The 20,830-nt window shown below is 41.3% G+C and carries 18 protein-coding genes; 7 read left to right on the plus strand and 11 right to left on the minus strand.

All coding sequences use genetic code 11. The annotated features are described in order from the left end of the window. Window positions 1-3,063, minus strand: a complete 3,063-nt coding sequence (locus JR005_RS02010; RefSeq protein WP_044436319.1) for a DNA translocase FtsK — start codon at window positions 3,061-3,063, stop codon at window positions 1-3. 321 nt (window positions 3,064-3,384) lie between these two features. On the opposite strand from JR005_RS02010, the gene trxB reads away from it, so the two are divergent. From trxB to JR005_RS02030, 4 genes are all read left to right on the plus strand, one after another. After that, complete coding sequence (trxB, locus tag JR005_RS02015) at window positions 3,385-4,332, plus strand: thioredoxin-disulfide reductase (protein WP_004991030.1); 948 nt, start codon at window positions 3,385-3,387, stop codon at window positions 4,330-4,332. A gap of 150 nt (window positions 4,333-4,482) precedes the next feature. After that, entirely contained in the window at window positions 4,483-6,039 is a 1,557-nt protein-coding gene (locus tag JR005_RS02020) for a class I SAM-dependent methyltransferase (protein WP_004991031.1), read from the plus strand. A gap of 61 nt (window positions 6,040-6,100) precedes the next feature. Then, on the plus strand, window positions 6,101-6,829 hold the full coding sequence (aat, locus tag JR005_RS02025) for a leucyl/phenylalanyl-tRNA--protein transferase (protein WP_026039972.1): 729 nt from the start codon (window positions 6,101-6,103) through the stop codon (window positions 6,827-6,829). Between the two features lie 21 nt (window positions 6,830-6,850). Continuing rightward, the gene (locus tag JR005_RS02030) at window positions 6,851-7,666 is read left to right on the plus strand and encodes an arginyltransferase (protein WP_218665498.1); all 816 of its coding nucleotides are present in this window, start codon (window positions 6,851-6,853) and stop codon (window positions 7,664-7,666) included. Window positions 7,667-7,708: 42 nt separating this feature from the next. On the opposite strand, the gene rimI is transcribed toward JR005_RS02030, so the two are convergent. From rimI to JR005_RS02065, 7 genes are all read right to left on the minus strand, one after another. Next, complete coding sequence (rimI, locus tag JR005_RS02035; protein WP_010588904.1) at window positions 7,709-8,167, minus strand: ribosomal protein S18-alanine N-acetyltransferase; 459 nt, start codon at window positions 8,165-8,167, stop codon at window positions 7,709-7,711. Between the two features lie 112 nt (window positions 8,168-8,279). Further along, on the minus strand, window positions 8,280-9,161 hold the full coding sequence (locus JR005_RS02040; protein WP_004991038.1) for a metal-dependent hydrolase: 882 nt from the start codon (window positions 9,159-9,161) through the stop codon (window positions 8,280-8,282). A gap of 277 nt (window positions 9,162-9,438) precedes the next feature. Beyond that, window positions 9,439-10,629, minus strand: a complete 1,191-nt coding sequence (tuf, locus tag JR005_RS02045) for an elongation factor Tu (RefSeq protein ID WP_004991043.1) — start codon at window positions 10,627-10,629, stop codon at window positions 9,439-9,441. 92 nt (window positions 10,630-10,721) lie between these two features. Beyond that, window positions 10,722-12,860 (minus strand): elongation factor G, encoded by a 2,139-nt coding sequence (gene fusA, locus JR005_RS02050; RefSeq protein ID WP_004991045.1) that lies wholly within the window; start codon window positions 12,858-12,860, stop codon window positions 10,722-10,724. Window positions 12,861-13,043: 183 nt separating this feature from the next. Beyond that, on the minus strand, window positions 13,044-13,514 hold the full coding sequence (gene rpsG / locus JR005_RS02055; protein ID WP_004901967.1) for a 30S ribosomal protein S7: 471 nt from the start codon (window positions 13,512-13,514) through the stop codon (window positions 13,044-13,046). Window positions 13,515-13,671: 157 nt separating this feature from the next. Beyond that, window positions 13,672-14,046, minus strand: coding sequence for a 30S ribosomal protein S12 (rpsL, locus tag JR005_RS02060; protein WP_000246374.1), 375 nt, complete (start codon window positions 14,044-14,046; stop codon window positions 13,672-13,674). 193 nt (window positions 14,047-14,239) lie between these two features. Continuing rightward, window positions 14,240-15,649, minus strand: a complete 1,410-nt coding sequence (locus JR005_RS02065; RefSeq protein ID WP_004991047.1) for an EcsC family protein — start codon at window positions 15,647-15,649, stop codon at window positions 14,240-14,242. 298 nt (window positions 15,650-15,947) lie between these two features. On the opposite strand from JR005_RS02065, the gene JR005_RS02070 reads away from it, so the two are divergent. Next, window positions 15,948-17,177: a beta-ketoacyl synthase N-terminal-like domain-containing protein gene (locus tag JR005_RS02070; RefSeq protein WP_004991050.1), complete on the plus strand. Its 1,230-nt coding sequence runs from the start codon at window positions 15,948-15,950 to the stop codon at window positions 17,175-17,177. 20 nt (window positions 17,178-17,197) lie between these two features. Next, window positions 17,198-17,650 carry a protoporphyrinogen oxidase HemJ gene (hemJ, locus tag JR005_RS02075; protein WP_004991052.1) on the plus strand — a complete coding sequence of 151 codons (453 nt, stop codon included), beginning with the start codon at window positions 17,198-17,200 and terminating at the stop codon, window positions 17,648-17,650. 24 nt (window positions 17,651-17,674) lie between these two features. On the opposite strand, the gene JR005_RS02080 is transcribed toward hemJ, so the two are convergent. The 3 genes from JR005_RS02080 to JR005_RS02090 all read right to left on the minus strand — a co-directional run bounded on the left by JR005_RS02080 (window position 17,675) and on the right by JR005_RS02090 (window position 19,942). Further along, window positions 17,675-18,796, minus strand: a complete 1,122-nt coding sequence (locus tag JR005_RS02080; protein WP_218665499.1) for an acyltransferase family protein — start codon at window positions 18,794-18,796, stop codon at window positions 17,675-17,677. Window positions 18,797-18,868: 72 nt separating this feature from the next. Next, on the minus strand, window positions 18,869-19,198 hold the full coding sequence (locus JR005_RS02085; protein WP_151833280.1) for a hypothetical protein: 330 nt from the start codon (window positions 19,196-19,198) through the stop codon (window positions 18,869-18,871). A 90-nt stretch (window positions 19,199-19,288) separates the two neighbouring features. Further along, entirely contained in the window at window positions 19,289-19,942 is a 654-nt protein-coding gene (locus JR005_RS02090; RefSeq protein WP_151833279.1) for an HAD-IA family hydrolase, read from the minus strand. A gap of 119 nt (window positions 19,943-20,061) precedes the next feature. On the opposite strand from JR005_RS02090, the gene JR005_RS02095 reads away from it, so the two are divergent. Then, window positions 20,062-20,829 carry a hydroxymethylpyrimidine/phosphomethylpyrimidine kinase gene (locus JR005_RS02095; RefSeq protein ID WP_151833278.1) on the plus strand — a complete coding sequence of 256 codons (768 nt, stop codon included), beginning with the start codon at window positions 20,062-20,064 and terminating at the stop codon, window positions 20,827-20,829. The last annotated feature ends 1 nt before the right edge of the window (window position 20,830 follow it).

Consider the following 20,830-nt stretch of genomic DNA (forward strand, 5'->3'; position numbering starts at 1 on the left):
TTAAACTAAAATTTCACGTTTACCGTTTGCACCCATCGCGCTCACTATTCCGTTTTCTTCCATCTGATCAATGATTCTTGCAGCACGGTTATAACCCAAACTAAATTTGCGCTGCAACGAAGAAGTCGACGCTTTACGGGTTTCCAAAACAAAGGCGACACATTGGTCATATAACATGTCACGATCTGAACCACCTTCTCCGCTGTCTTCAAAACCACGTGAAGTAGGTTCTTCATCATAAGGCGTCAGGATTTCATCAACATAGTCTGGATCACCACGCTCACGCCATGCATCACAGATTCGGTTAACTTCATCATCACTGATAAATGCGCCATGTACACGCTCAGGCTCAATTTTACCCGGCCCAAGAAATAGCATATCACCATGACCCAATAAGTCTTCTGCCCCACCCGCATCTAAAATAGTACGTGAGTCAATTTTTGAGTTCACACGTAAGGCCACACGTGTCGGAATATTGGCTTTGATCAACCCTGTAATCACGTCAACCGAAGGCCGCTGTGTGGCAAGCAATAGATGAATGCCCGCAGCACGTGATTTTTGTGCCAAACGGGTAATCATTTCTTCGGCTTTTTTACCGACCTGCATAATCATATCGGCAAATTCATCTGCCACAATGACAATAGAAGGTAAGGGTTGTAAACGTGGTGCACGCTCCTGCGTTGCCGAATCACTTGGCTTCCACGTCGGGTCAATTAAGTCTTCACCATTCGCAATCGCTTCTTCAACCTTACGATTGTAATCCGCAAGTTTACGAATTTTTAAGAACGACATCAGTTTATAGCGACGCTCCATTTCATTGACACACCAGTTTAAAGCACTGACCGCATCTTTCATGTCAGTCACAACAGGCGTCAGCAAATGCGGAATATCGTTGTAGTTGGCAAGTTCTAGCTGTTTAGGATCGATCAAAATCAGACGTAACTGATCTGGCGTATATTTTAATAACATCGATAAAATCATCGAGTTTACCGCCACAGATTTACCAGAACCTGTGGTTCCTGCGACCAACATGTGGGGTGCTTTACCCAAATCAGTAATGACAGGATTACCTGAAATGTCTTTCCCCATGGCCATGGAGAGTAAACCCTCAGGATCTTTAAAAGAAGGCGTTTCTAGCAATTCAATCAAACGTACCATTTCACGAGTACTGTTCGGAACTTCAATCCCGATATAAGGTTTCCCCGGAATCACCTCCACTACACGAACCGATGCCATTGACATAGAACGGGCTAAATCTCGTGAAATATTGGTGACTTTAGAAGCTTTAACACCGGGTGCCAAATCCAGCTCAAAACGGGTCACTACAGGTCCAGGTTGCGCTTCGATCACTTTGGCTTTGACATTAAATTCCTGAAGCTTAATTTCCAGTAATTCCGACAAACGTTCCAATTGCTCTGCGGTAAAGTTGACTTTTTTATTTGGATCCACTTTATCGAGCAACTCAAAACCCGGTAAGGTCGGCAAATCACGACGTTTTTGTGCCACTTGCATAGCACGTGACATCGGTCGACCTGAAATATCTGTTAATGGTGCATCAAAGTCAAATTCATCGAGCTCATCATCAGGTTTACCTGCGGTTTCCTGCCAAGCCTCAATAAATTCTTCTTTAGATAACTTATGATTTAAATCGGTCTGGATCGAAGCTTGAACAAATGGGGTGGATTGCGCATAACTGCTTGTGGTTTGAATTGTAGCTTGAGCTTTAGGTTCTTCATCATCGACCAATAAATCAGTCAGATCATCAAGTTCCTCAGCATAATGCATATTTTTAGGTGTTGATGGGGCAATTGCTGCTTGCTGAATGGTTTGTTCCACCTGCTCAATCAATCCATCTGCATCATGTTCAACATGCACATGCGCTGAGGTATTTTCGACAAATGGCGTATGAATATCAGCTGCTTTATTATTAGGTACAGCCGCCAATAACTCATCAAAAATTTCATCGTCATTCCAATCCAGAGACGATTTTTTTTGAGCTTGAGCAGAATAATCGGTCATTTCAGCGTCAGTCTGGGCCACTTGCTGTAAATGATCATACGGCGAACGCGGTGCTTCTTGCGCATCATCAGCCGCACGAAGTAAGGCATCAATTTCCTGTTTATGATTCAGATCATCGGATTGTAAGGCACGCCAGACTTCTCCAGTTGCGACTAAACGCTGACTATCTTTTTGGAGTTGGTGCGCCTTTTGAATAGTTTTTTCAAATTCCTCAGGATCTTCATCATCTAAAATTTGTTGGTTTGCAGCCTGCTCTTTGGCTAAAACATCATCAAATAATCGTTCTGCGGTGGCATCACTTACATAACCATTTGCTTTGATTGTTGGAGAAGAATGCAATTGTGGCTGAATATCAGACTCAGAACCAGCTACAGAAGTTTCAACTTTTGAACTTGATACGGCCGTGGTTACAGGCGAAGCAATTGTCTTTTTAGGAGGATCCGTCAGATCAAAATCAGACTCATGAGGAGATACATTTTTATAGAACAAATCCTGTAAATAAGCAGGTGTCGCTTTTAATGTCACCCACGTTTTATTCCACTGAATCCCAAAGGCAAATGTGATTAAAACCACCCAAAACACCAATAAGAATAAAGTTGCGCCATAGATGGTTAATAAATGACTCAGGCTTTCTCCGATCTCATAACCAATAATCCCCCCAGAGGCATTATCCAGTGTATCGGCAGGCAGATTCCAGTGTAAATACAATAAGGTAGATGTCGCCAAAATAATAAAAAACTGTGCGGCATAACGAAATGGACGGTTTAAAAAACTGCGTGACCACCAAACCTGTATTGCTTCAATAAACAAAAACAGTGGAATCAGTAAACTTGCCCAGCCTAAAAAGCCAAAGAGCAAATCAGCAATCCACGCCCCTGCCACACCACTTGCGTTAGACACTTGTTGGGTGTCACTTGAAATATGCATCCAGCCGGGATCAAACGGTGTATAGGTCACTGTTGCCAGAAACATATAGATCCCAAAAGAAACCAGAAATAATGTGATTAATAAGCGCTGTGCATAAACACTTGACACCGCAGTCATATACTGTCCTGTAACCCAGTTATAGATTGATCTTGTTATGTCGTAACGTCAAAAGGTCGCTACGAATAAAGGTTATATTATGCACCTGTTCTTACAAAAAAGATGCATGATTGTTTACGCTTGTTGTTAATCTTGTTGTCAGGGGCAATTCACCTGATGACACAACATTAAAGGATTTTTTTAAATTGTCTACAATTGAGACTTTTATCTATATAGCTCAATTCGATTTAGATGATCAATATTATCGACATCAAATCAGCCCCTTTATGATCGACTTTCACGTATAATTTTCTCAATTTTAGTATAAATAAGGAAGCTTAGATGAGCGCTCGTCACTCGCGGTTAATTATTTTGGGTTCAGGTCCTGCGGGCTATAGCGCTGCGGTATATGCTGCACGTGCCAATTTAAAACCTGTTTTAATTGCAGGTTTACAGCTCGGTGGTCAACTCACCACCACAACTGAAGTCGATAACTGGCCGGGTGATCCTGAAGGATTGACAGGGCCTGCGCTTATGGAGCGTATGCAAACGCATGCAGAACGCTTTGGTACAGAAATCCTGTATGACCATATCAATGAAGTTGATCTAAAAACTCGTCCATTCGTGTTAAAAGGTGATATGGGTGAATATACCTGTGACGCACTAATCATTGCGACAGGTGCAACTGCTCAATACTTAGGGCTAGAGTCAGAAGCTGCATTTATGGGTCAGGGTGTAAGTGCCTGTGCAACTTGTGATGGTTTCTTTTACAAAAACCAAAAAGTCATGGTTGTCGGTGGCGGTAATACAGCAGTTGAAGAGGCGTTATATCTCTCCAATATTGCTTCACATGTGACACTGGTGCATCGTCGTGACAGTTTGCGTTCTGAGAAAATTTTACAAGATCATCTATTTGCCAAAGAAAAAGAAGGCAAAATCAGCATTATCTGGAATCATCAAGTCGATGAAGTGTTGGGCGATAATACAGGCGTAACTTCTGTTCGCTTAAAATCGACTCAAGATGATTCAACTCAAACCATCGATGTACAAGGACTATTTGTTGCCATCGGCCACAAACCCAATACTGGCATGTTTGAAGGCCAGCTAGAACTCCGTGATGGTTATATCCAAGTACAAAGCGGAACCAAAGGCAATGCGACTGCAACATCTGTAGCGGGTGTTTTTGCTGCAGGTGATGTGGCTGATAATATCTATCGTCAAGCCATTACCTCTGCGGGTTCAGGCTGTATGGCCGCGCTAGATGCAGATTTCTATTTAGACAGTATCTAAGTGGATGATTTAGACCCTGCAAAAATTAAGTAAGCTACAAAAAACCACCAATAAAGGTGGTTTTTTTGTTTAAGGACACGCTATAACTATTATCTAACTATTTTTTATAAGAATATTTTAATTAAATTACCACATTAAATAGGAAGCTTTATGACTATAACTTGGACCAACGGCTATCAAACAGAAGTAAATTATACCTATGGTTATTATCGAGACTTGAGTCCTAACTATCAGCGTTTTTGTTTATTGCTCAATGGCGTTGATTGCCCAAGCTCTAGTGAAACCCATCAGCATTGTGAACTGGGTTTTGGACAAGGGGTCAGTATTAATATTCATGCAGCGTCCAATGAAGGAACTTTTTGGGGAACAGATTTCAATCCTGCACATGCAGCACATGCCAACCAAGTTGCTGAACATAGTCAGACCGAACATTATTTTTATGATGATAGTTTTGAAGAACTGCTCAACAAACCTGATTTACCTATGTTTGACTCTATTAGCTTACATGGGATCTGGAGCTGGATTAGCTATGAAAACCAACTGATTATTTTAAAATTTATACGAAAATACCTAAAACCGAGTGGCATTGTGTATATCAGTTATAACTGTGTCACAGGTTGGGCCGCGAATATGCCGATCCGTGAGTTATTCCATAGTCATTTCAAATTTAATAGCAAAAGTACCAACCCAATCCAGAAAGTTAAAGATGCGTTAGATTTTAGTGAATCTTTGCTCGCTCAAAATCCATTATTTGTGAAACGCCATCCCCATGCGCTGTCAAAAGTGGGCGAACTAAAAAATCAAAATCCAAATTATCTGATTCATGAGTACTTAAATCAGGATTGGCAATGTTTCTCATTTCAGCAAGTCGTGCGTTTACTGGAAGAAATTAAACTTACTTATGCTGGTTCCAGTGACTTAAATACGCATCTGGATAATATTAATTTTTCTCAGGAGCATCAGGATTTCTTAAATGCGATTGAGCATCCTATTTTTAAGGAACAATGCCGTGACTATTTTGCCAGTACGCAGTTTCGTCGTGATTTGTTTATACGAGGTAAAAATTCACTTACCGCTTTACAAACTCAAGAACGTTTAAGAAATACCGCATTTATTTTACTCAGCTCACCTGAATTTCTGCCTCATGATATTACTGGTTATCTGGGTACATTTAATCTGATCGAAGAAATCTATCACCCCATAGGTCAGCATTTTCTAAAACATGAATATCAGCCACAAACCATTCGGGAACTTGAGTTAGCACTGCCGCAGCTAAATTATGCGCAGATTTTAAATGCGCTGGTCATTCTATCTCATTTAGGTTTTGCTCAACCTTGCCAGAGCATAACCCCAAGTGAAAAAGTTACGGTACAGTGCCAACAACTTAATCACTATTTAATTCAACAAGCCAATTTCCATCAAAATTATCAGGCACTCATTAGTCCCTTGACTGGAATTGGTATTCCAACTGAGCATTTTCATCAGCTATTTTATCGTGCTCATTTTATCGATGGATTAACGACTGCGCATGAATTTGCTCAGTACGTGCAACAGGTTCTCAATCAATTAAACTGGTATGTCTTGGATGCAGATAAAAATACCATTAGCGATCAAGCACAAAGTTTAGCGATTATTGAGAAGAAAGCAGCGGAGTTTCTGGCCGCAGATAAATTAACGATTGCCCGACAACTCAGGCTATTTGCGTAAATGACCTGTTTTATCTGTGTGGATCGGCTAAAATAAGGCCGATCTTTTTTATCGTCTTCCCATCATGCTGCTTCCATCCATGTATCTTTTTCCAGATCCTATTGAGTCTGATCCACAAGGTCAGGGTCTGATTTGTATTGGAGCAGATCTAGAACCATCCACCTTATATGAAGCTTACACACATGGGCTTTTTCCGTGGTTCAATGAAGGCGATCCCATTTGTTGGTGGTGTCCAGAGCCACGCTGTGTGATCTATCCTGATCAATACAAACCCAGCAAAACCCTATTACGCAACATGAAAAAGATGGATTATCGGATTACCATCAATCAAGCATTTGAACGAGTCATGCGTTCATGTGCATTGCCGCGTAATTACACCAGCGAAACATGGATATCTGAGGACATTGTACAAGGCTATGTTGAGCTGTTTCGTGAAGGTTATGGCTACAGTGTTGAAGTTTGGGATGATCAGGAACTCATTGGCGGTTTGTATGGCGTGAGTATTGGTCGAGGCTGTTTTGGTGAATCCATGTTTAGCGTCCGTACCGATGCTTCAAAAATGGCATTTTACGCTTTGATGCTTCTCGGACAGGAAAATCAATTGGCATGGATTGATTGTCAGTTAGTCAATGATCACTTACTTAGCTTGGGTGCCTGTACACTTTCTCGGCAAGAATATTTAAAATCGTTACAAGATGTAATTATTCGCCCCCCTATCGATTGGAAAAATTATCAAGAGCGTGTATTTTCAAGTAAAACGGTTGCCGAAAATGCAAAGTTAATTGAATGATAATAACGAGGGACCAATAATATGAAATCTTATCATCCCAAGTCCCTGCTCAATGATTTGCAGTATTACATCACGCCTCCGCACGACTGTAGTTATCTTGAAAATAAATCTGCGCGAATGGTATTTTTAGACCCGATTCACCGTATCGATGTAGTGACCTTATCTGAACTTTCACGAGTTGGGTTTCGCCGCAGTGGCGATTTTGTTTATCGTCCAGAATGTCATTTATGTCGCCAGTGTCTATCCTGTCGTGTTCCTGCTCATGATTTTCAAATGAATAGCGTGCAGAAAAAAGCATGGAAGCGTAATCAAGATTTGCGCATGCAAATTATGCCAACCCATCAAGCAAGCCAAATACACTACGAACTGTATGAACGTTATATCAATGAGCGGCATGCAGATGGTGATATGTACCCGCCAAGTCTGGATCAATTTGAAAAATTTTTAGTGCATAGCTGTACTGAAAGTTTTTTTATTGAACTCTGGAAAGATGATCAACTAATTTGTGTTTCAACCAGCGACAAAATGGATGATGGTTTATCTGCGGTTTATACTTTTTTTGACCCTAATGAAAGTCGACGCTCTTTAGGTGTTTTTGCCATTTTAAAACAACTGGAATACGTTAAAACGTTAGGACTGGATTATTTGTATTTAGGTTACTGGGTACCGCATTCACAAAAAATGAATTATAAATCTCAGTATATTCCGCTTGAACTTTTACTTGATGGTCAATGGCGTAGACTCAATCGGGCACTTAGCGCAGAAGAAATACAACGTTTGGGTAATTCATTGATGACGACACTGCCTTCCGAATGGAATAATTTGATCGTCGAGTAAATATTATCCATTCCATTAAATAATGCGCTTTATTTAAATCAATTATTTAAATAAAGCCGCAAAATCATCACTACAACTTTTCACCATAATAATCGCATGCTCACGTGTGCCATCAGGTTTTGGATAATAATTGCGTCTTAGATCAATCTGATGAAAACCAGATTTTTCATATAGCTTGATCGCCCCTAAATTACTTTCACGCACTTCTAAAAAAATCTGCACAGGATGGTTTTTGAGTAATTCAATCGACTTTTCTAAAAGTTGATAACCTAAGCCCTGCCCCTGAAATTCAGGATGAATCGCCATTAATAATAAATTCGCTTCATCCAACACAGGCTGCAAAATACAAAAGCCTAGAATCTGATTTTGCTGTTCGATCACGGTACTCTGGTAGGATTCAACCGACTCCAAAAACTGCTGTGCTGTCCACGGATGCGTTTGTACCTGCTGTTCAATTTGGGTAACAGCCTGAACATCGTTGGTTTGCATGGAACGAATCAATATATTTTGCATGTCAGCAATTTAAGCGAATGAAAAGATATCTGATCTTATAGAATCCTACACCATAAAAAAAGGGCAATTCATGCATTGCCCTTTGCATGAGCATTTAACTTTATAAACCCAGTTTGGCTTTCCAATTTTTTAACAACTCAACAGTATCTAAATCATTGGGATGAAATCCAGGTTTAAAATAAGCCAACATCTCACCCGTCATACCCGTAATAATCCCTTTTGACGGGCTATAGGCATATTTATAAATCATCGTTAACTCTTTTAAATTGAGTTTTTTGTCTTCACGTAAAAGACGAACAACAAAAGAAGACTGCGTAACAAAGATCAGCCCCATTGCCACCAGTAATGCGGTATTACGCAAAGCATAAGCTTTTAAACCACGACCAAAAATACCCTCATACACATCGTAAGCCACGGCTTTATGTTCATTTTCTTCAACCGCATGCCAGAGCCACATATATTTCATGGTGTCATCGGTCATAAGTTCCTGAATATGAGGATTACGTAATAGTTCTGAAGCAATCGTTGCGGTAAAATGTTCAAGAGCTGTGGTTGCGGTTAAATCCACCATTTCCTGTGTCATGCCAAAAGGTTTCACTACTTTGGCAAAGACTTTACGACCTGTCTGAATGACCACATTAGTCTGTTTTTCTAATTTATTAACATCATGTCCATACTTTTGTGCTGATGCATTAAAACCTACATGCTCTTGAGTATGCATAGCTTCCTGACCAATGAAAGCACTGATCTCTTTTTGTAGCGCTTCATTGTCTTTAATCGCAGGATGATAACGAACTGCACGGACAGAATCGATAAAGAGTTTTTCGCCATCTGGAAATAAAGCAGACAATGCGGTCATAAAATGGGTCAATCCTGCCGAACCATTCATCCAATATTCAGGTACATGGTCAAAATCAAAATTCATACGACGGACTGGAAAACTTGCACCCGCACGATTTGAAATATTTACCTTAGCATTCATGCTCATTACTCCTCAATGACGCTGACGCCATTGCTATTTATTGTTTGTTTTCTTCGTTGTTATCATACGGTATTGATCAAAAGCCTTAAGTGCAGTTAAGGACACAGAATTATCAGTTTAGGTCATGATGACAAAAAATATGGAGAATGATCTTTTCTAACGAACCTTAAAAAGCTAAATAGCCCAAAAACTATCACAAAAGCATGTCACTAAAGCATTATTTAAATTCAGGCATAAAAAAACGCCCCAAACGGAGCGTTCTTTTACTATAAAGTGATTATGCAGTTACTTTCGCAACAACACCAGCACCTACAGTACGACCACCTTCACGAATCGCAAAACGTAGACCTGGGTCCATTGCGATCGGGTGGATCAATTCTACTGACATTTCTACGTTGTCACCTGGCATAACCATTTCCACGCCTTCTTTCAACTGGATTGCACCAGTGACGTCAGTGGTACGGAAATAGAACTGTGGACGGTAACCATTTAGGAATGGAGTATGACGACCACCTTCTTCTTTAGAAAGTACGTATACTTCTGCGTCAAATTTAGTGTGTGGCTTGATCGCACCTGGCTTAGTCAATACTTGACCACGTTGTACGTCTTCACGCTTAGTACCACGTAACAATACACCACAGTTCTCGCCTGCACGACCTTCGTCAAGCAGTTTACGGAACATTTCAACGCCAGTCACTGTCGTAGTTTGAGTATCACGGATACCCACGATTTCAACTGATTCACCAACTTTAACGATACCYGATTCTACACGGCCAGTTACTACTGTACCACGACCAGAAATWGAGAATACRTCTTCRATTGGCATCAAGAATGCTTTGTCGATTGCACGCTCTGGYTCTGGGATATAAGAGTCAAGTGCAGCAACGAGGTCAAGAACTGATTTCTCGCCGTAYTCGCCAGCATCGCCTTCCAACGCTTTAAGCGCAGAACCACGGATTACTGGAGTGTCATCACCTGGGAAGTCATAAGTAGAAAGAAGTTCACGAACTTCCATTTCTACTAGCTCAAGAAGCTCTTCGTCGTCTACTAGATCGCATTTGTTTAAGAATACGATGATGTAAGGTACACCCACCTGACGWGAAAGAAGGATGTGTTCACGAGTTTGTGGCATTGGACCATCAGTCGCAGCACATACAAGGATCGCACCATCCATTTGAGCAGCACCAGTGATCATGTTTTTAACATAATCGGCGTGGCCTGGGCAGTCTACGTGCGCGTAGTGACGAATTGGAGAATCGTATTCTACGTGTGAAGTATTAATGGTAATACCACGTGCTTTTTCTTCAGGAGCTGAGTCGATTTGTGAGTAATCTTTCGCTTCACCGCCGTAAGTTTTCGCACAGATTGTTGCGATTGCAGCAGTAAGAGTTGTTTTACCATGGTCAACGTGACCAATTGTGCCCACGTTTACGTGTGGTTTATTACGTTCAAACTTAGCCTTAGCCATGAGTTTTTCCTTTATAAACTGCTCATGAGGGTCGCTCATGAGCGCTTGGTTTTTTAACTAAAAATTAGTTTGGGCTTATAGTAATCGAAAGATTACTCGTCGTCACCTTTTTTACCGCCTGACTGGAATTTCGCGATAATGCCTTCCGCCACATTACGTGGAGTCTCAGCATATTTAGCAAATTCCATTGAGTATGTCGCACGACCTTGAGACATAGAACGCATTTGAGTTGCGTAACCAAACATCTCAGCAAGTGGAACTTCTGCTTTAATGGCTTTTGTTCCACCAGGAAGATCGTCCATACCCTGAACCATACCACGACGACGGTTTAAGTCACCCATGATATCGCCCATGTAGTCTTCTGGAGTTTCTACTTCAACTTTCATGATTGGTTCAAGCAAAATAGGATCTGCTTTCATGAAACCATCACGGAAGGCATAAGAACCTGCCATTTTGAACGACAATTCATCAGAGTCGACATCATGGTAAGAACCATCAAATAATGTCGCTTTGATACCCACAACGGGATAACCAGCCAAGACACCATTCTTCATACGTTCTTGAATACCTTTGTCAACCGCACCAAAGAATTCTTTAGGAACTACACCACCAACAACTTCTTCAGCGAATTCGTACTCTTTACCAGCTTCTTCAACATCAAGCGGCTCAAGACGGACATATACGTGACCGAACTTACCTTTACCACCCGTTTGACGTACGAATTTACCTTCTTGTTCAACTGACTTTTTGATCGTTTCACGGTAAGCAACCATTGGTTTACCAATGTTCGCTTCAACACCGAATTCACGCTTCATACGGTCAACGATGATGTCAAGGTGAAGCTCCCCCATACCCGCAATAATCGTTTGACCAGATTCTTCATCTGTACGAACGCGGAATGATGGATCTTCTTTCGCCAAACGACCTAAAGCGATTGACATTTTTTCTTGGTCAGCTTTAGTTTTTGGTTCAACAGCCAAAGAAATTACTGGCTCTGGGAATTCCATACGCTCAAGCGTAATGATGTTTTTCTCATCACACAGTGTATCACCTGTGGTTACGTCTTTAAGACCTACACACGCTGCGATATCACCTGCACGGATTTCATCAAGATCTTGACGTTCGTTCGCATGCATTTGCACGATACGACCAATACGTTCACGCTTAGACTTCACAGGGTTATATACTGGGTCACCTTGTTTAAGGACACCAGAATAAACACGTACGAAAGTCAAGTTACCTACGAATTTGTCATTCATGATTTTGAATGCAAGTGCAGAGAACGGAGCTTCGTCAGATGCTTCACGAGATGCTTTAGTTTCAGCTTTGTCGTCAAGAATACCTTCAATCGCTTTTACTTCTGTTGGAGAAGGTAAGAATTGAATCACAGCATCCAACATACGTTGAACACCTTTGTTCTTGAACGCAGAACCACATAGCATCACCTGAATTTCAGATGCCAATGTACGCGCACGAAGACCAGCGATGATGTCTTCTTTAGAAAGATCGCCTTCTTCTAGGTATTTGTCCATTAACTCTTCAGAAGCTTCAGCAGCTGCTTCAACCATGTTGGTACGCCATTCGTTAGCAGTATCAACAAGATCAGCAGGAATCTCGCCGTATTCAAACTTCATACCTTGAGAAGCTTCATCCCAAATGATCGCTTTCATTTCGATCAGGTCAACAACACCTTGGAACGTATCTTCTGCACCAATTGGCACAACGATAGGCACAGGATTACCGCCTAAACGAGTTTTAACTTGTTCCACTGCACGGAAGAAGTTAGCACCAGTACGGTCCATCTTGTTTACAAACGCCAAACGAGGCACTTTATATTTGTTCGCTTGACGCCATACTGTTTCAGACTGAGGTTGTACACCACCCACTGCACAGTAAACCATGCACGCACCATCAAGAACACGCATAGAACGTTCAACTTCGATCGTGAAGTCTACGTGTCCCGGGGTGTCAATGACGTTGATACGGTGTTGTTCGAACTGATTCGCCATACCAGACCAGAAACAAGTCGTAGCAGCAGAAGTAATGGTAATACCACGTTCTTGCTCTTGTTCCATCCAGTCCATTGTTGCTGCACCGTCGTGTACTTCACCAATTTTGTGAGATACACCTGTGTAGAACAAAATACGTTCAGTTGTTGTAGTTTTACCTGCATCGATGTGAGCAGAAATACCGATGTTACGGTAACGGGTAATCGGGGTTTGACGAGCCATGATGACTTACATTCCTAAATATGATGTTTAAAACAGGACGCACCAATACAGGATTGATGCGCGCGAATACTCACAGTGGGGGCAACTTAAATACCCGCAAATCCCCCGCTAGGGTAAAGTGCGATGTTAAATCGAGATGCGGTACGCATGAGTATTCTCCTGATAAGGGACTGTTTTATCCGCTTAGAAACGGTAATGAGAGAAGGCTTTGTTCGCTTCAGCCATACGGTGCACGTCTTCACGTTTTTTGATTGCAGCACCTTTGCCTTCAGCTGCATCAAGCAACTCGCCAGCAAGACGTAAAGCCATAGTTTTTTCAGAACGCTTTGCAGCAGCATCTACTAACCAACGCATCGCTAGGGCAGTACGACGGGATGGGCGCACTTCCATAGGAACTTGATAAGTAGCACCACCAACACGGCGTGCTTTTACTTCGACCATAGGGCGAACTTTTTCAAGCGTAGCTTCAAAAAATTCAACTGGGTCTACTTTATTTTTTTCTTGAACGCGGTCTAAAGCACCGTAAACGATACTTTCTGCAATCGATTTTTTACCGTCTTGCATAACGTGGTTCATAAATTTAGCGATTGTTTGGCTGCTGAATTTTGGATCTGGAAGGATCTCACGAGCAGCGACTACGCGACGTCTTGGCATTTTAAAACTACCTATAAATATGACACTTCAGGGTGATCCAGCAGATTGTGCAAGTGTCATGCACGCTACGCTGGCCTTACTATACGTCGCTTGAATTTCAATTTGAAATCTGGACAAGCGAAACGCTAAAGGATTGCAGCTTGGAACGACTTAAGAATTACTTCTTAGGACGTTTCGCACCGTATTTAGAACGAGACTGGTTACGATCTTTCACACCAGCACAGTCTAAAGAACCGCGAACGGTATGGTAACGTACACCTGGTAAGTCTTTAACACGACCACCACGGATAAGAACAACACTGTGCTCTTGTAGGTTATGACCTTCACCACCGATGTAGCTAGAAACTTCAAAACCAGAAGTTAAGCGAACACGGCAAACCTTACGCATTGCTGAGTTAGGTTTTTTAGGGGTAGTGGTATAAACACGTGTACATACACCACGACGTTGTGGACAAGCCTTCAACGCAGGAACTTTGGATTTTTCAACCAAAGTTGTGCGACCCTTACGGATCAACTGATTTGTTGTTGCCATATGGCAATTCTCCCGTTAATAAAAAACCTCAAAAAGAAAACACCTCTTTTTGAGGGCATACAATTGTAAGCCAAGATATAAAAATGGTCAACATTGGCATGGTTCGCAAATGTTGACCATTTCTGGCATTGCTGCGCTTTTTATTGTTCAGCACCCTAACAGGCTTTGTTTAAGTTTTGATGACAAAAAAACTCTATTCAGTTTTAGGTTTAACGCTACGCTTGCGCTTCGGTTTAGCAACCTCAGCTTCAACATTAGCCTCTATCGCTTCTAATTCAGGCACTGGTGCAGTTTTTTCAGTCAAGGCAGGCTGTTGCTCAGTTTGCTCGTGCGGCTCAACGTATTGTTCAGCCAATGAATGAATACCCTCTTCAACCTTTTGCGCTGAATCCTGCTGTGTTGGTGCAGTCCGAGGCTTACGCGCTTTAACTGTGACTTTCTTTATGCTTGCTGAAGTTGTCGGTACATCAACGCCTTGTTTAATTTCCTGAGTACTAGGTTGCTCTAGTTGCTGAGAAATGGCTTGAGTATTGGGACTGATCAATGAATGCTTGGCTTTTCCAACCTGTTGTTCCAAGGCTAAATATGCCTTAAGTGGCGAAATCTGTGCATCAGGATGTTGTAATAAATAATGACGTGCACCACCAAAAATTGCCTGAGATTTTTGCCCAGCATCTTCAATTAAACGCCAGCTATAAATCGCACTCACCGTTGCTCCTGCAAGTGGACTTAATTTTCCAATCGCAGAAAACTTAGAAAAACCATTTAACCATTTATACTTAAACTGTCCCTGATCATCAACCAACCATTTTTTCAAAAACTCAGTATCATTAGTTGAACCTAAAAGTTGCTGAAACTGCGATAAATCATGAGTTTGGAGCATATTTTTTAAAGTCTTGATCGCCATGAGCAATGTTTGCTTTTCTGCAACCAATCCCAAATCAATTTCTTTAAAAACAAATTCAACAATATCTTGCTCTTGTTGTTGGTTCAGTTCAAAACCATGCGCGCGACCTGTCTGATAGATCGTTCTTAACGCCAATGCCAGTGAAAAAGGCACATCAACCGCAGCACCGACTATACCTGTTGCACCACTGACCGCACCTTGAGCAACAGCTAAAATTTTATTTTGTTCAATCAATGCCTGACTGATCCGTTGTGAACGATCAGGGTTATTTTGAAGTTCTTGTAGTGACTTCGCACCTGCCTCTTCCAAAACCTTAGTGGCAGAGCTGGTTTGTTCGGTAAAATCATTTAATCGATCAAATAGATAATCTGAAATTTTTTCATTAATTTCTGGCGATAAAAAACTGGCCACACTGTAAATGCGATTGTAATGACGACCTAATAATTGCTGTGAGACTTTAGGTAAATGCTGACGCAACATTTGCTGTGGATTTTCGTATTGTTCAACTTCCAATGGATTTTTTACACGCGCGCTTCCATCCACTGTACGTGCCTGATCAACAGCCGTGTTTATTTTTGAAACTGTGCCAGGTGCAACATGACCTAAAGCATTTAAACCACTGGAACTGAGCTTTTTAGCCACTCCAAACGCCGTGCCAAGCAAACTTTGCGATTGATTATTATTAGAATTTGTCATCAAGTACCTCTATGTTTTGATTCTTGCATTTAGTGATAAATACTAGGTGTAGTGTGGACTTATCTCAACTTTAATCTGTTTCTTTTGGTAAAGCATTGTCTCAAATAACTTAGATAGCGCATGATTTTTGTCTTTGTGCAATGCGCATAAAATTTGCCATAAGAATTGAAAATTCTTTCTGTTATCATGATATCAATCTCAAACATGAGTGACGCAATTCTTCGGGCTTTAATCTCCCTCTATCAATAATGTCGAATTTCGTCGCACTCAAAACCATCACCATATAAGGGATCTGTAGATGAAACGTGTTGTAATCACTGGCATGGGGATTAACTCATGCATCGGTAACTCCTTGGAAGAGGTCACTCATTCACTTCAAAATGGAATCTCTGGGACACGTTTTAACCCATCTTATGCTGAACTCAACTTTAAGAGTCATGTTAGCGCAGCAGCGGAACAAAACTTTGATCATATTGATCGTAAAATTAAACGGTTTATGGGCGTATGTGCGATGTACGCATACAATGCAGCGGTCGATGCTGTGCAACATGCTGGCTTAAAAGTCGAAGATTTAGCAGGTAATCCGCGTTATGGTATCGCGGGTGGTAGCGGTGGTAACTCAACACATTCTGTGGTTGAAATGGTTGAACTGCTTGAAGAAAAAGGTGCACGTAAAGTCGGGCCTTTCTTCGTACCGCGTAATATGAGTAACACCATCACAGCAAACGTAGGCGTTGCTTTTAAATTGCAGGGCGTGGCTCACTCTATTACCAGCGCATGCGCAACTTCTGCCGATGCGATTGGTTATGCCTTTAACCTGATTCAACTTGGCAAACAAGATTTAATGCTTGCGGGTGGTGGTGAAGAAGACCACTGGTCACAAAGTTTATTGTTTGATGCCATGGGTGCATTATGTTCAAAATACAATGATACGCCTGAAACTGCTTCTCGCCCCTATTCAGCAGACCGTGATGGTTTTGTGATTGCGGGTGGTGGCGGTTTCGTGGTGCTTGAGTCACTTGAACACGCTCAAGCACGCGGTGCAAACATTCTTGCTGAAGTCGTAGCGTATGCGGCAAACTCTGACGGAGCAGACATGGTTGCCCCAAGTGGTGAAGGTGCAACACGTTGTATCCTAATGGCACTAGATGAAGCCAAACAACATGGTGTCGAGAAGATTGACTATGTCAATACACACGGTACTTCGACACCAGCGGGTGACGTGACCGAGCTCAAAGCCATGGAACGCGCATTTGGTGAAGGTCAAGTTCCAGCGATCAGCTCAACTAAATCGATGACAGGTCACAGTTTGGGCGCAGCAGGTGTACAAGAGGCGATTTATTCTGTCCTAATGATGCAAAATGACTTTATCGCACCGAACATTAACGTGACTGAATTGGATGAAGGCGCCAAAGGTTTTGATATCGTACTTGAAAAACGTGATGCAAAACTGAATACTGTCATGAGTAACAGTTTTGGCTTTGGCGGCGTAAATGCCTGCCTTATTTTCAAGAAGTGGGATGCCTAATATCCCACTAGGGATAATCGATGGATGCACCGACTGATGCTTTCCTTTGGGTAAAAGCATTACATATCATAGCTGTAGTATGCTGGTTCGCGGCATTGTTTTATTTGCCTCGCCTCTATGTCTATCATGCCATGAGCGAAGACACAATTAGTCATCAACGCTTTGAAGTGATGGAACGCAAACTATATCGGGGAATTATGTGGCCATCCATGATTGCCACTTTAATTACTGCTCATTTTTTGGTGGACTGGGGTGATGCCACACAGCATTATCATCAGGCGGTATGGTTTTATCTTAAAGTTGCTTTAGTTGCGCTTTTAGTGATTTACCACTTTGTCTGTGGTTACTATCGCAAAAAACTGATTGGCAATGCGCATTATAAATCACATAAATTCTGGCGTTTTTTTAATGAAATGCCAACCCTGATTTTATTTGCTGTTGTCATTTTGGTGGTGGTTAAACCACAATTTTAAAATAGATCATACGCGTCGAAAGCCTCAGTTGACCTGAGGCTTTTTTGTGATCCATTTCTGTCTAATCTTATGATTTAAAGGCGTAGAATAATATTTTTCAATCAACCAGCTAAAAACAAAAGTTCCCACAAAAAAGATTAGCAGCAACATGATTTTCTGATCGGGCAAGGTGGTTTTAGGAAAATACAAAACTTTGATCAATCCCAAAATAATCAGATGAAATAAATACATTTCGTAGCTGCGCTGTCCAATCCACACCATGATTTTTGAAACAATCGAAAGATGATGGGCTTGTGGACGTTGAGCAAAACAGAAAATCAAGATTGCTGTTAATAACGCAAATACAGTCACACTCCATGTACTCACCTCTTTAATGGGCGCATAGAGATATAACATGCTCATCAAAAAAACCAACACAGGAATTATCCATTTCATCTGGACAGCTTGGATCGAAAATTTCTGAGCAAACAAAGCCGTTAAACAGCCAATCGCAATACCATCAAAACTCGAGAAATAATGATAAAGATATGCCCCACTTTCTTCACCATAATGCAGTGAACGGAAATATGGTGCATAGGCAACAATCAATACAAGAAATAAAACAAAGGCTTTGCCTCTAGCCAATGTTAAACATAACAATGGAAATGCGAGATAAAAAACCTCTTCAACAGAAAGTGACCATAATACGCCAAGCGCATAATTGACCCAACCATATTCAATAATCAGAATATTCATCCAAAAGGTAAAGGCTGCAAAAACCGTCAAGCCATAAGGAACTTCAATACCATTCGGTGTTTGGTTTAAAAATGGCTGGAGTCCTAAGCACCCCAAGATGGTCACCATTGCAACCAAAAGTACCAAACAGGGAATAATCCGTGCCACACGGCGAATATAGAAATTTTTAAGTTGTATCTGTGCTAGGCTACCGTTTCTTTGTAAGGTATGTTGGGTAATTAAAAACCCCGAAATCACAAAAAATATCGTCACACCATAATTACCATTACGAGCAATTAAAGTACTTAAAGGCTCTCCAAACACTGAAATGCCTAACCATGTATCATGTAACTTATAAGGAATATTAAAATGATGCAGTAACACCAAAAGAATAGAAACACCTCTTAAGATGTCAATTTTATAATTTCGCATAGGTTTCAAAGTTGTTCAGCCAACGGAATCATCCCTTGGGTCTAGCTAAAAATAGATCAACGGATTCGTTTTTTATTGGGTTGGATAGACTAAGAAGCCAAGTGCTTGCGCCTGAGCCAATTGTTTCTGATCGATACTAAATATTGCAACTTTACCATCTGGCGCACCACACATCTGAGGTCTCATCATGCCATCATGTCCAATAGATTCGGCATAGACGTGGATATGTTTTGTCTGCAATTGTTGTTTCAATACTGAAATAGCCAAACCTTGCTGTTCGCACTGTTTCCCTTGAAGTGATTTGGCCACCTGTACCCGCTTGCCAGAATCAGCGTTTGGAAATGCATGGCAAGCTACTAAACCCGATATTAACACAGTGCTGAGGACTAAATTTTTCAACATGAGTACTCCCTAATACTTATGACTTATTATTGGGACATCATCATAAAATAAAGTCTAACCAGATGCTGTTCGGATTTGGTATTTATCCATTCAGGTCAATAGATCAAGTAATTGCTTAAAACTTTTGATTTTATATTTGGGCGCCGCCAGATTAAGCTCTTGCTCTGAGCCATAACCATACTCAACCGCAACTGTTTCAATGCCATGACGACGCGCACCCAAAATATCATGTTCACGATCCCCAACCATTAAACATTCAGCAGGATTTAATTGTTCTTTTTCGAGTATGTACGCGATCAAATCACCTTTATTTGTTCGCTCACCTGTCAACTCACTTCCATAAGGATGGGTGAAATATTGTAATAATTCAAAATGCTCTAAAATACGCACCGCATAGACATGCGGCTTTGCAGTGGCTAAATACAATTGATAACCTTGATTTTTAAGTGTCTTCAAAGTCTCAATGACATCGGGATAGAGTTCATTTTCAAATAAACCTGTCACTGCAAAACGCTCACGATACCCTAATAAAGCCTGTTCAGCCAAATCATGAGTTACATCGACATTGATCAGTTTGGCGAGTGAAGCTTTTAACGGCGGCCCAATGATCCAGTCAATATTTTCATGATCGGCAATTGGAAAGCCCACTTTATTTAAACCATAACGGGCTGAAGTGGTAATTCCGACTCTTGGGTCGGTTAATGTTCCATCCAGATCAATCAAAATATGTTTTACGGTGTTCACAAGTTATACTCAAATCAGCTACAGGCGAATTCCCATCAAAATCCTATTAAAAATAGGGTCGAGACTTTACTCAAACTTGCCTATACTAACGCAAATCAAATCGTTTAAGGATAATAACTGTGCGCCCAACCGTACTTTGTTTCTCTGGTCTCGATCCTTCTGGCGGTGCAGGATTACAAGCCGATATTGAAGCCATCGGACAAAGTGGTGCACATGCTGCCATTGCCTGTACAGCACTGACCATCCAAAACTCACAACAGGTTTTTGGCTTTGAAGCCACATCCAAAGAATTGTTACTCGCCCAAGCCAATGCTGTGGTTGAAGACTTACCCATTAAATGCGTCAAATCTGGCATGTTAGGCACAACAGATAATATCGCGGCACTTGCGCAATTTTTACGTGAGCATCCAGATTATCTTTATGTACTAGATCCTGTTTTAGTTGCTAACAGTGGTGGTTCTTTAGGAGATCAGGCTACTTTGGTTCAAGCTTTTGTTGAACTAATTTCACTTGCCACAATTTTGACACCAAATACAGTGGAACTACGTGCGTTAACAGGACTAAATGACTTAGAAGCAGCGACCCAGAAATTATTTGAAATGGGTGCTAAAGCCGTTTTGGTTAAAGGCGGTCATGAAGACACACCCGACTATATTCGCAATATTTTATATATGAATGGTGAACGTATAACTGAAAGCACTTGTCCACGTTTGGAAGGCGAATATCATGGTTCAGGTTGTTCTCTGGCAAGTTATATTGCAGGTCGTCTAGCGTTAGGTGATGATTTGAAAATTGCAGTACAACATGCCGAAGTTTGGCTATTTGGCGTGTTAAAAAATGCTGAAACGCCTGTTCCGAATGGGCAAAAGATTCCAAAACGATTTTAAA

The organism is Acinetobacter sp. Colony158 (genome assembly GCF_019264745.1).
Lineage (GTDB): Bacteria > Pseudomonadota > Gammaproteobacteria > Pseudomonadales > Moraxellaceae > Acinetobacter > Acinetobacter ursingii.